The organism is Mesorhizobium sp. BR1-1-6 (assembly GCF_020165355.1).
Lineage (GTDB): Bacteria > Pseudomonadota > Alphaproteobacteria > Rhizobiales > Rhizobiaceae > Mesorhizobium.
This window is the reverse complement of record NZ_JAIUHZ010000012.1, coordinates 52,503-63,931: the sequence shown is the minus strand read 5'-3', so window position 1 is coordinate 63,931 and position 11,429 is coordinate 52,503. Positions and strand designations below refer to the sequence as shown.

General features: G+C 62.8%; 11 protein-coding genes. 5 read left to right on the top strand and 6 right to left on the bottom strand.

The window, feature by feature from the left end; translation table 11 throughout:
• Positions 1-32: 32 nt before the first annotated feature.
• The 6 genes from LB545_RS21190 to uxaC all read right to left on the bottom strand — a co-directional run bounded on the left by LB545_RS21190 (position 33) and on the right by uxaC (position 5,840).
• Complete coding sequence (locus LB545_RS21190) at positions 33-878, bottom strand: ABC transporter permease (protein WP_140513473.1); 846 nt, start codon at positions 876-878, stop codon at positions 33-35.
• Between the two features lies 1 nt (position 879).
• Complete coding sequence (locus LB545_RS21185; RefSeq protein ID WP_140513475.1) at positions 880-1,776, bottom strand: ABC transporter permease; 897 nt, start codon at positions 1,774-1,776, stop codon at positions 880-882.
• A gap of 8 nt (positions 1,777-1,784) precedes the next feature.
• Positions 1,785-2,852, bottom strand: a complete 1,068-nt coding sequence (locus LB545_RS21180) for an ABC transporter ATP-binding protein (protein ID WP_140673408.1) — start codon at positions 2,850-2,852, stop codon at positions 1,785-1,787.
• A 77-nt stretch (positions 2,853-2,929) separates the two neighbouring features.
• A complete protein-coding gene (locus LB545_RS21175) occupies positions 2,930-4,105 on the bottom strand; it encodes an extracellular solute-binding protein (protein ID WP_140673615.1) in 1,176 nt (391 codons plus the stop codon).
• A gap of 158 nt (positions 4,106-4,263) precedes the next feature.
• Positions 4,264-4,437: a hypothetical protein gene (locus LB545_RS21170; protein ID WP_181167349.1), complete on the bottom strand. Its 174-nt coding sequence runs from the start codon at positions 4,435-4,437 to the stop codon at positions 4,264-4,266.
• 2 nt (positions 4,438-4,439) lie between these two features.
• Positions 4,440-5,840, bottom strand: coding sequence for a glucuronate isomerase (uxaC, locus tag LB545_RS21165; protein ID WP_224705782.1), 1,401 nt, complete (start codon positions 5,838-5,840; stop codon positions 4,440-4,442).
• Positions 5,841-6,000: 160 nt separating this feature from the next.
• Here uxaC and LB545_RS21160 point away from each other — a divergent pair, with 160 nt between their 5' ends.
• From LB545_RS21160 to LB545_RS21140, 5 genes are all read left to right on the top strand, one after another.
• A complete protein-coding gene (locus LB545_RS21160; RefSeq protein ID WP_411971088.1) occupies positions 6,001-6,744 on the top strand; it encodes a GntR family transcriptional regulator in 744 nt (247 codons plus the stop codon).
• A 35-nt stretch (positions 6,745-6,779) separates the two neighbouring features.
• Positions 6,780-7,964, top strand: a complete 1,185-nt coding sequence (gene uxuA, locus LB545_RS21155) for a mannonate dehydratase (RefSeq protein WP_224705780.1) — start codon at positions 6,780-6,782, stop codon at positions 7,962-7,964.
• Between the two features lie 211 nt (positions 7,965-8,175).
• Positions 8,176-9,228 carry a LacI family DNA-binding transcriptional regulator gene (locus LB545_RS21150; RefSeq protein ID WP_140558017.1) on the top strand — a complete coding sequence of 351 codons (1,053 nt, stop codon included), beginning with the start codon at positions 8,176-8,178 and terminating at the stop codon, positions 9,226-9,228.
• Between the two features lie 2 nt (positions 9,229-9,230).
• Positions 9,231-9,992: a glucosamine-6-phosphate deaminase gene (locus LB545_RS21145; protein WP_140561302.1), complete on the top strand. Its 762-nt coding sequence runs from the start codon at positions 9,231-9,233 to the stop codon at positions 9,990-9,992.
• Between the two features lie 34 nt (positions 9,993-10,026).
• Entirely contained in the window at positions 10,027-11,214 is a 1,188-nt protein-coding gene (locus LB545_RS21140) for an extracellular solute-binding protein (RefSeq protein WP_224705778.1), read from the top strand.
• Positions 11,215-11,429: the final 215 nt, after the last annotated feature.

Here is an 11,429-nt window from a genome sequence, read left to right as displayed (position 1 = left end):
GCCGCCATCATGCGGCGGAAAGAAAGCCTGTTTCAGGCGGAGGCGGGCTGCTGCTTTGCCCGCGCTACAATCTGCGTCGGATTGACGAAGCGCAGTGCGATCAGCAGCCAGACCAGCGTCGTTATCATATACACCACGGCCATCGCGTCGATCGACTGCACCGCGCGCACGCCCGAGGCGAAGACAGAATAGTACAGCGCCACGACGAGCGTCTGGCTGGTCGGCCCGGCCGTCAGGAAGGTCAGTTCGAACATGCCGATGGTACGCACCAGCACCAGCAGCAGAGCCGCCAAGATGCCCGGCATCAGCATCGGCAGCAGAACATGGAGAAAGAGCTGGAACGTGTTGGCGCCGAAGACGCGCGCGGCCGCCTCGATCTTGGGATCGATCTGCTCGATGAAGGGGATCATCACCAGGATGACGAAAGGAACCGTCGGCACGAGATTGGCCAGCACCACGCCCCAGAATGTGCCGCCGACCCCCGACTGATAGAGCACGGTGGCCAGCGGGATGCCGAAGGTGATCGGCGGCACCAGAAGCGGCAGCAGGAACAGAAGCATGATCAGCTTCTTGCCGGGAAAATCGCGCCGCGCCAGCGCATAGGCCGCCGTCACGCCGAGCAGGCCTGAAAGCGCGACCACGGTGAAGGCGATCTGGAAGGTTACGATCAGGATATCGTGCAGCTGGAATTCCGCCCAGGCGGCGAAATACCAGCGGGTGGTGAAGCCGGCAGGAATCCATGTGCCCAGCCAGCGCGTGCCGAAGGACGACAGGATGACCGTGGCAATCATCGCCGCGAGGTTGAGTACGAAGAAACCCACCACCACCCAGATGGCGGTGATCCAGAGCTTGGCGGCGATGGTTGTGTCGCGGATCATGTCAGCCCTTTCCGCCTGCGGTGCTGCCACGATAGAACAGGTTGCGCAGCATCAGGATGGCGACGACGATGACCAACTGCACACCGGCCATGATCATCGCGATTGCCGAGGCCATCGAGTAGTCATATTGCTCGAAGGCGGCCTGGTAGGCTGCAATCGAGATGACGCGGGTCGGCCCGGCCGGCGCACCGAGCAGAACCGCCGACGGAAAGACGGCGAAGGCCTGTACGAACGAAAGCAGGAAGGCGATGGCCAGGCCGGGGATCAGCAGCGGCAGGAACACATAGCGGAACCGCTGCCAGGAGCGCGCGCCGTGGGTCGCCGCCGCCTGTTCCAGTGCCGGATCGATGCCTGTCACGTAGGAAAGCGTCAAAAGGAACGTGAACGGGAAACCGGTGATGATCAGCGACGCGAAAACACCCCAGTAATTGTTGGTGAGTTTCACGGGACTGCCGATGACGCCGAACAACATCAGCGTGCGGCTGAACCAGCCCTGCGGTCCCAGATAGTTGAGCAGGCCTTCCGCCACCAGCACCGTGCCGAGCGTTACCGGCAGCACGAGGATGGTGGTCAGCATGCGCTGGTGCGTCATCAGGCGAACGCGAAAGGCGATGGGCAGCGCCAGCGCCAGGCTGATAACGGTGACCGGCACCGCCAGCCACAGCGTGGTGGCAATGGTGTTGTAGAGGAACGGGTCGGTGAAGAAACGCTGGTAGTTGGCGAGGAGCCCCCCTTCCTTCGGCTGGAAGGACAGGAGCAGGCCGTAGACAAAGGGATAGACGAAGATCGCCAGCGTAAACAAGGCGGCCGGAAGCACCAGAAGGGTGACGCCGTCGATCCCGTGCAAGGCCAGCCGCTGGCGCAGAGAAGGAGAGGGCGTATGATCGAGCGTCGACATCGCCATCCTCAGGCCGCGTAGATCAGGGCATGGGCAGAATCGATCGAGAGCGAAACCGTGTTCCCGACCGACGCGGCCTGGCTGGCATGGAAAATCAGCTCGAGGCCGCCCTCGGTGCGTGCCGTGCCGACGAATTCCCGGCCGCGATACTCGATGGTTTCGACCTTCGCATCGAGCGTCCCAATGCCCTTGTCGCTCACGGTGACATCATCCGGCCTGGCGGCGATCACGGCGTGCGCGCCAACCGCGAGATCGTCGCGCACTCTGCCCGAAAGGCTGACGCCGCCGACCTCGACCGTGGCAATGTCGCCGTCGCGCCGGGTGACCTTGCCGGTTAGCCGGTTGCGGTAGCCCATGAATTCGGCGACGTCGAGATGGTCCGGGCTCTCATAGAGGTCCCGCGGAGCGCCGACCTGCCGGATTCGGCCATCGCGCAGCACGACTATGCGGTCGGCAAGCGACAAGGCCTCATCCTGGTCATGCGTCACATAAAGGGTGGTGGCCCCGAGCTGGTTGTGGATGCGCCGGATTTCCGCACGCATCTCGATGCGCAACTTCGCGTCGAGGTTGGAGAGCGGCTCGTCCATCAGCACCAGCGGCGGCTCGATGACGATGGCGCGGGCGATGGCGACCCGCTGCTGCTGACCGCCTGACAGTTGACCCGGCAGCTTGTGGCCCTGCGTTTCCAGCCGCACCAGCCCCAGCGCCTCGTCGACGCGCTGCGTGATCTCGGCCTTGGGCGTGCCGCGCATTTTCAGGCCGAAGCCGATATTGGCTTTGACGGTCATATGCGGGAACAGCGCATAGTTCTGGAAGACCATGCCGAAGCCGCGGTCTTCCGGCTTAAGCTGGTCGATGCGCTTGTCGTCGAGATAGATGCTGCCGCCCGTGGTGGAAAGCAGTCCGGCGATGCAGTTCAGTGCGGTCGACTTGCCGCAGCCCGAAGGTCCGAGCAGGGCGATGAATTCCCCCTTGCGCACGGTCAGCGAAACGTCACTCAGCGCGCTCATACTGCCGAATTTTCGACTCATATGATCGAGGCGGAGTTCGTCGAATTTCGACGAGGCGAGCAGCATCCGTTCGTAGCCCCATTGTTGTAGGCGAACCGGGCGGCATGCCCGGTTCCTATTATGCGCTGAAACTCAAAAGTTTGTCATTTCGCGGCGGCGGCGACCTGTTCGTCCCAGATTCGGAATGCCGTTACCATCGAAGCGGGCTCCAGCGGCAGTTCGATCGGGTTGTTGGCGATCAGGTCGGCATATTCGGTGCGGCCGAATTCGGCGATCGCATTCTGGCTTTCCTGCGGCGCCATGTCGAGGGTGACATCCTTGGCCGCCGGGCCCGGATAGAAATAGCCCTCGTCATAGGTATAGGCCTGCTGTTTAGGCGTCAGCAGGAATGCCATCAGATCCTTGAGCACGGCGAGTTTTTCGTCGCTGACCCCTTTCGGCACGCACATGTAATGGGCGTCGGCGACCCAATGGAAGCCTTTCAGCGCCCCAACCTTGGCTTCCTTCGGCACGACGCCGAGAACGCGCGGGTTGATGTCCCAGCCCGTCGTCGACACCGTCATGTCGCGCGTGCCTTCGCCGAGTTCCTTCATCAGCGCCCCGGTGCCGGTCGGATAATATTCGATGTATTTGTGCAGTTCCTTGAGATAGGCCCAGGTCTTGTCCCAGCCCTTGACCGGATCCTTTGGATCGCTGTCGCCGAGCAGATAGGGGAGGCCCATCAGGAAGGTACGGCCGGGGCCGGAATTGGCCGGGCGCGCATAGAGGAACCGGTTCGGGTTCTCCTTGGCCCAGGCCAGAAGCTCCTCCGCCGTGGTCGGCACTGTCTTGACCTTGTCGGGCATGTATTCGAGCAGCGGCCCGGACGGGTAGTAGGTGACGACGACGCCGTGGTCCTTGGCCAGCGTCTGCATGCGCGCTGCCGGCTCCTGATAGATATCGGCCAGCTTCGGCAAGGCGCCCGAATCATCAGGAAGCAGCTTGACCCACAGGTCCATCTCGAGCCCTGCCGACAGCGCATCCGTTCCGGTAAGCACGAGGTCGATATCGACGCGGTTCGCCGCCTGCTGCGCCTTGATCTTGCCGGGAAGCTCGGGGGCGGGCGCCTTGGTGAAGACGATGTTCGAGATCAGTTCCGGCTTGGCCGTCTTGTAATTCTCGATCGCCTTCTGGGTTAGCGCCAGATTGCCGGCGACATCGACGATATTGATGGTGACGGGCGCGGTCGGCAGCTTGGCGGTCTGGGCAAACGCGCGCGCAACCGGAAGCGCCGCCATGCCGGCTAATCCGCCGACCGCCTGTCGCCGAGTGATCTTGATCATCTTCATCTCCTCCGCTGGTCCTGTCTTGTCCGGCAGGATTTCAATTTTGATATATTAATCTACCAGTCATCAAAAACAACCGCTTTCTGCTCCGTGCATGAACCGCTGCGCCAATCATGCCACGGTGGCTGCGGCGCCGTCGTTCAAAAGATCGGTCAATACGGTTCCCAGGCTTGCGAAATGGGCTCGGCCGGGAGATCGGTGCCGAGGACCTGCTTCAGCCGCAGGAAGACGGCGGCCAGTTGGGCAGCCAAGCCGATCTTTGCGGTCCGCGCGCCCGATCCCGGCCGGCAGGTCACCCAGGTCCGATTGGAAAGCCGCTGCGCCATGGTCAGAGCCTATAGGCTTTCTTGGCCAGGCGGTAGGCGAGATCGTGCGCCACTTCCTGCGCCTCGTCCTCGTCGAGCCGGTGGTCAGCCACCAATTCCGCGAGAAAATTGCAGTCGACGCGGCGCGCCATGTCGTGCCGCGCGGGGATCGAACAGAAGGCACGGGTGTCGTCGTTGAAGCCCACCGTGTTATAGAAGCCGGCTGTCTCCGTGGTAAGCTTGCGAAACCGGTACATGCCTTCGGGGCTGTCGAAAAACCACCAGGGCGGGCCGAGGCGCAGCGCCGGATAATGCCCGGCAAGCGGCGCAAGCTCGCGCCCATAGGCCGTCTCGTCCAGTGTGAACAGGATCAATGTCAGGCGCGTGTCGTTGCCGAACGCGTCGAGGAGCGGCTTGAGGTCGTGGACATAATCGGTGCCGGTGGGAATGTCTGCGCCCTTGTCGAAGCCGAACTCGGCGAAAATCTGCGGGTTGTGGTTGCGGAAAGAGCCGGGATGGATTTGCATGACCAGGCCGTCCTCGACGCTCATGCGCGCCATTTCGGTCAGCATTTGTGCGCGGAACAGGTCCGCATCCTCGGGCGAGACATCGGCCTTCAGCACCCGGTCGAACAGAGCCGTTGCTTCCGCCTTCGACAGGTCGGCGGTGCGGGCATTCGGATGGCCGTGGTCGGTGGACGTCGCGCCGCGCTGCTTGAAATATGCACGGCGGATTCGGTGCGCCTCAAGATAGCCGGGATAGCTGGCCGGCGTTCCGGCCAACGCCAGGAACCGCTCCACCTCGGCATGGAAACCCTTGCGCGAAGGGTCGACGACGGCGTCTGGCCGGTAGGCTGGCACAACCCGGGCGTCCCATCCGGAAGCCTTGATCGCATCATGCGCGGCAAGCGCATCGGTGGCGGCGTCCGTCGTTGAGATGGCTTCGATGTTGAAACGCTTGTAGAGCGCGCGCGGGCGCATCTCCGGCCGCTCGAGCTGTTCGGCGATGCGGTCATAAAGAAGGTCGGCATTCTTCGCGCCGAGCCGCTCTTCGATTCCGAAGACCGTTGCCAGCGAATGCTCGAACCACAGCCGTGTCGGCGTGCCGCGGAAAAGGGCGTAGTTCTCGGCGAAGCGGCGCCAGATCTTGCGGGGATCGGTTTCGATCGGGCCCCCATCCAGTCGTGGGACGCCGAAATCTTCCATGCGCATTCCCTGGGAATAGAACATGCGCAAAATGTAGTGGTCGGGCTTGACGAACAGCGTGGCCGGATCCGGGAATGGCAGGTCATACGCATACCAATCCGGCTGGGTATGGCCATGCGGGGAGATGATCGGCAAGGCACGCACGCCTTCATAGAGGCGCCTGGCGATGGAACGGACGGTAGGGTCAGGCGAAAAAAGCCTGTCGGGATGGAGCGGCATTGCAAAATCCTTGCGGTCGAGCCGCGAAAGCGGCGTTCGGAAGGGAGGGGCGATTGAATGCGCGCGATCATAATTTGGGATGAAGCGGCGTTCCGATATTGGCGAACAGTAAGGAATAATATATTAATATGTCAACTGATTGAAGATCGGGGATCGAGAAATGACATCAGCAAAGGCGCATGCGGGCATTGCGGGCTCCGACCGCGACGCCGTCCCCGTTCGAACGAAGATGCGTCGGCCGGGCATCGTGCGTACGACCGCTGCGTCCGCAGTCTACCGCGAACTGCACGAAGCGATCGTATCCATGCAGCTTAAGCCCGGCAACGCCTTGAATGAAAAGGTCCTGACTGAGCGTTTCGGTGTCAGCCGCACGCCGGTTCGCGAGGCGTTGATTCGCCTGGTCGAGGACGGGCTGGTCAATATCTATCCCCAGTCGGGAACCTTCGTCGCGCCGATACCGATCTCGCTCATTCCTGAAGCCGTCGTCATCCGTAAGGCGCTGGAAGGCGCCACGGTCGAAAAGGCCGCGCAATGCGCAAACGGCGACGATGTGGGAAAGCTCGACGACATATTGGCGCGGCAGCGGTTCCTTGCCGAACGACAGGACATGAACGGCTTTCACGAGGCCGACGAGGCCTTTCACGAGGCGATTGCCCGAATAGCCAGCTATTCCGGCATCTGGAACTATCTGAAGCCGGTCAAGGTGCAGATCGACCGGGCGCGGCGCATGACGCTGCCCGCGCTTGGCCGCATGGACCATGTGATCGGCGAGCATACGGTCATCCGCAACGCCATAGCGGTGCATGACGTGAAGGCTGCCTGTGAAGCCATGCGAATCCATTTGGGCGCTGTCATTCCCGATGTCGAGCAACTGCGCGACGCCTACCCCGACTGGTTTATTTGAGCCGACCAGCCCTGAAATAGTTGGAGAAATGACGAATGCGCGAGGCATGGAGATGGTTTGGGCCGGATGCGGGGGTTCCGCTCGATGCGGTGCGTCAGGCCGGCGCCACCGATATCGTATCGGCGTTGCACGAAGTCCCGATCGGGCGTGCCTGGACGAAGGCGGAGGTGGCGACGCGCAAGGCGATGATCGAGGATACGCCGTCCGACCGCTCGCCGCTTGTCTGGTCGGTCGTTGAAAGCATACCGGTCCCCGACGCTGTCAAGCGTCACGGCGGCGAGGCGAAAGCCGAGATCGAGGCCTGGATCGCCAGCATGGAAGCGGTTGCGGCCAACGGCATCCATATCATCTGTTTCAATTTCATGCCCCTGGTGGACTGGACCCGCACCAATCTCGATTACGAACTGCCAAGCGGCGCGACCGCGATGCGTTTCGACCAGGACCGGTTTGCAGCCTTCGACCTCCACATCCTGCAGCGCAGGGGAGCCGAAGCCGATTATTCGAACGAGGACCGCGAGCGGGCGAAAGCTGTTTTCGAGGCGATGAGCGAAGAGGAGGCCGCGACCCTCGTCGCCAACATCGCCAGTGCGCTGCCGGGCTCGACCACGGAGCCGTTGACGGTCCCGCAGTTTCGCGACCGGCTGGAGCGTTATGCTGGCATCGATGCCGCCCGGCTGCGCCACCATCTCACCGAATTCCTGGCGGCGATCGCGCCCGCCGCAGAGAGCAGCGGCGTCCGGCTTGCGCTGCATCCGGACGATCCGCCCCGCTCGCTCTTTGGTCTGCCGCGGGTGGCCTCGACCGCCGCCGACTACAACGCGCTCTTCGAGGCAGTTCCGTCGCCGGCCGTCGGCATGTGCTTTTGCACCGGAAGCCTTGGCGTGCGCGCCGACAACGATCTTCCGGCGATGGCGAAGCACTTCGCGTCGCGCATCCCCTTCGCACATTTGCGGGCGACCAAGCGCGAAGGCGATGGCCGCACCTTCCATGAAGCGGCGCATCTGGACGGCGACGTGGACATGGTTGCGGTACTGCGCGAATTGTTGGCCGAAGACGGCAAACGGGAACCGCACGACACCATCGTCTTCCGCTCCGACCACGGCCACCGCATGCTGGATGATCTCACAAAAACGGTGAATCCCGGCTATCCGGCGATAGGTCGCCTGCGCGGTCTGGCGGAACTGCGCGGCGTGATCCACGCGCTCCAGTCGAAGGGTTGACAGCGCGGCAATGCCTACCGTGATCGGCGCGGCTTCGGTCCGCCTGCGCCGATCCTGCCCTATCCCTGACGTCGGTCGGCATTAGGTCGGTTTCCGCCTGTGGAGGAGTGCCTCGGGGGACAGCCCGACTATCCGACCTGTTCTAGGCCAATCAATCCTTGACACGACTTCGTGCAAGCGCTTTCATGCAAGCGCTTGCATAGGGGCGCGCATGCCTGACCGAAAGCGGAACAATTCATCTTCAACACCGACGCTGAGCGAGGTGGCGGACGCTGCCAACGTCTCTTCGGCTACCGTTTCGCGTGCTTTCAGCCGGCCGGAACTTCTCAGTCGCGAGACGGTCGCGCGGGTTCACTCGGTCGCCGCGCGGCTCGGCTATGTCCCCAATCATGCCGCGCGCGCACTAAGCACCGGGCGGATGGGCAACATCGCGCTGATCGTGCCCGATATCACCAACCCGTTCTTCGCGGCGATGATGCGTGGGGGGCAGGCGACGGCCCGCGAATGTGGCTATGCGACGTTTATCGGCGATTCTGACGAGACGCCGGAAGTGGAAGACATTCTCCTGACCAAGCTGTCAGCGCAGGTAGAAGGTTTCATCATCGCCTCTTCGCGCCTGCACACGAAACAGATCCTTGAACATGCGCGGAGGCGGCCTTGCGTCCTCGTCAACCGCGACATTCCCGGCATGGTACGGCTTCTGGTCGATAGCGGGCCGAGCTATGGGCAGGCGCTGGAGCATCTGGTTTCGCTGGGCCATAGATCGATCGCCTATGTTGCCGGGCCGGCATTCTCCTGGTCGAACAGCCAGCGCTACGGCACCGTGACCAGGAGGGCCGCCGAGCTTGGGGTTGAGATCGTACGGGTTCCGACCTCGCGGCCAAGCTTCGAGGCCGGCCAGGCCTGCGTCGATGAACTCGTCCTGACGGGCGCGACCGCCGTACTCGCATTCGACGATGTCATGGCGCAAGGCATCATGGCCGGGCTTGCCGCGCGCGGCCTGTCGGTGCCGGGCGACTACAGCGTGATCGGCTGCGACGGCATACTGGCGCCGACCCTTTTCCCGCCCCTGACGTCCATCGCAACCCATTGCGCGGAGGCCGGCAGGCAGGCGGTCGAGCTTCTCGTCGCTATGCTGCAAGGCAAGCCGCTCGCTCACAAGCGCATCAATCTCGTCACCGAATTCGTCATCAGGGCGACAACCCAGGCCCCGTGCTCGCAGCGAGCCACGGCGGGGCTCGATCGACTTACAACCACGGAGTGATCATGCGAATTTACGTGAAACCGGACAAAAAGCTGCTGGGCGCCGCTGCCGCTGAACTGGGGGCGCAGTCGATCCGCGCCGCGATCGAGGCGCGCGGCGCGGCCAATATCGTCGTCGCCACCGGAGCCAGCCAGTTCGAGGTACTTGCCGCGCTGGTGGAGCGGGATGACATCGACTGGTCGCGCGTCACCGGCTTTCACCTCGATGAATATGTCGCCATGCCGGATACGCATCCGGCCAGTTTTCGGCGCTATCTCAAGGAGCGCTTCACCGCGTTGCTGCCGTCGCTCGGGGCCTTTCATTTCATCGACGGGGACGTGCCGGATCCAGGTGCCGAGGTGGCGCGCATCAATGCGTTGATTGAGCGTCACCCCATCGATGTGACATTCGCGGGCATTGGCGAGAACGGCCACCTCGCCTTCAACGATCCGCCCGCGGACTTCGAGACGACCGCACCGTTCCACCTGGTAACGCTGGACGACCGCTGCCGCCGCCAGCAGTTCGGCGAAGGCTGGTTTCCGACGCTGGAAGACGTTCCGCACAGGGCGATCTCCATGACCGTCAACCAGATCATGAAAAGCGGTCTGATCGTGCTGGCGGTGCCGGACCGCCGCAAGGCCGAGGCGGTGCGCGATACGGTCGAAGCGCCGATCTCGCCGATGGTGCCGGCCGGTATCTTGCGCAGGCATGCCGACTGCCACCTGTTTCTCGATCCGCAATCGGCTGCTCTGCTTCGCGAAGTGCCGGACACCGTGGGCGAATAACCGTCCACGCAACCTAGAAAGGGAGGAGACACCAATGACAACCCGACGCAATGCCCTTCTAACGATCCTGGGTGCTGGCGTTGCCGCGGCGGCAAGGCCGGTTTTCGTGCTTGCCAAGGAGTTCCCGAAGCCGAAGGAACCGCTGGTCATCAATGTGGTCGACGTTGCCGGCGACCTGCAACTCAGCCAGCGGGCGCTTGAAAAGTTCGCCGAGACCCATCCGGAACTGATTTCGAAGTTCGTTTACACGCAGGCGCCCGCGCCCGAACTTGCCGCCAAGCTCAAGGCCCAGCAGTCGGCAGGCCGGTTGGACATCGATTTCGTGCTCACCGGTAACGACGCCCTTGCCGCGGGCATCGACCAGGGATTGTGGACCCAGATCCTGCCCGACTACGCCGATATGTTCCCCAAGCTCGACGAGCGCTACCTACCGGGCGCCTATGCCATGCAGCAGATGGCGAAGGGCCAAGCCTTCGTCGATAGCTGGTATCCGTCAGGCCCGCTCCTGGAATATGCGCCGGATCGGGTCAAGGACCTTCCTGGGACCGCTGAAGAGTTGCTTGCCTGGTGCAAGGCGCATCCGGGAAAGTTCATGTATGCGCGCCCGGCGAATTCCGGCCCCGGCCGAACCTTCGTCATGGGCCTTCCCTACCTGCTCGGCGACAAGGATCCGCTGGATCCTATCGACGGCTGGGAGAAGACCTGGGCCTATCTCAAGGAACTGAACGACTGCATCGACTATTATCCCTCCGGCACGACCGTCACCATGAAGGAACTGGGTGACGGCACGCGCGACATCATCGCCACGACCACCGGATGGGACATCAATCCGCGCTATCTCGGCATCGTTCCCGAAGACTACAAGATTGCGACCCTGAAGGGCTTCCACTGGGTCAGCGACGCCAACTATGTGGCTATCCCAAAGGGCGTTTCCGACGAAAAGCTCGGCGTTCTCCTGCAACTGATCGCCTTCATCCTTGAGCCCGAGCAGCAGGCGTTCATGTACGATCACGGCTACATGTACCCCGGCCCGTCGATCAGGGACGTGCCGATAGAGATGGCGCCGCAGGACAGCCAGGACACGATCAAGCGTTTCGGCCGGCCCGAATATGCCGCGATGATCGCCGACAACCCGATCGAACCGCCGCTCGACGCCAAACCGCTGGTTGCCATGTTCGAGAAATGGGACAAGGAGATCGGCGGGGCCAAAAACGCCAAATAGGGTATCTCCGCGCACGGCCGTTCGACAGCGGTTTGCCTCCGCTGCCATGATAGCTAGCCAGTCTTGAACAATACCCCTGGTGGTCCGGGGAAGCCGCACCAAGATCGCGGTCGGCTGGCCAAGGCCTTGGCCGGTCAAGGAATGGATGACTCGTCTGGCTATATGGCGGCCGCGATGCCATCCACCCTGATGCGAATGCGGCATCCGTTGCGGTA

Coding starts and splice junctions, on each gene's coding strand:
- LB545_RS21190 (WP_140513473.1), bottom strand. CDS start 878: ATGATCCGCGACACAACCATCGCCGCCAAGCTCTGGATCACCGCCATC.
- LB545_RS21185 (WP_140513475.1), bottom strand. CDS start 1,776: ATGTCGACGCTCGATCATACGCCCTCTCCTTCTCTGCGCCAGCGGCTG.
- LB545_RS21180 (WP_140673408.1), bottom strand. CDS start 2,852: ATGCTGCTCGCCTCGTCGAAATTCGACGAACTCCGCCTCGATCATATG.
- LB545_RS21170 (WP_181167349.1), bottom strand. CDS start 4,437: ATGGCGCAGCGGCTTTCCAATCGGACCTGGGTGACCTGCCGGCCGGGA.
- uxaC (WP_224705782.1), bottom strand. CDS start 5,840: ATGCCGCTCCATCCCGACAGGCTTTTTTCGCCTGACCCTACCGTCCGT.
- LB545_RS21160 (WP_411971088.1), top strand. CDS start 6,001: ATGACATCAGCAAAGGCGCATGCGGGCATTGCGGGCTCCGACCGCGAC.
- uxuA (WP_224705780.1), top strand. CDS start 6,780: ATGCGCGAGGCATGGAGATGGTTTGGGCCGGATGCGGGGGTTCCGCTC.
- LB545_RS21150 (WP_140558017.1), top strand. CDS start 8,176: ATGCCTGACCGAAAGCGGAACAATTCATCTTCAACACCGACGCTGAGC.
- LB545_RS21145 (WP_140561302.1), top strand. CDS start 9,231: ATGCGAATTTACGTGAAACCGGACAAAAAGCTGCTGGGCGCCGCTGCC.
- LB545_RS21140 (WP_224705778.1), top strand. CDS start 10,027: ATGACAACCCGACGCAATGCCCTTCTAACGATCCTGGGTGCTGGCGTT.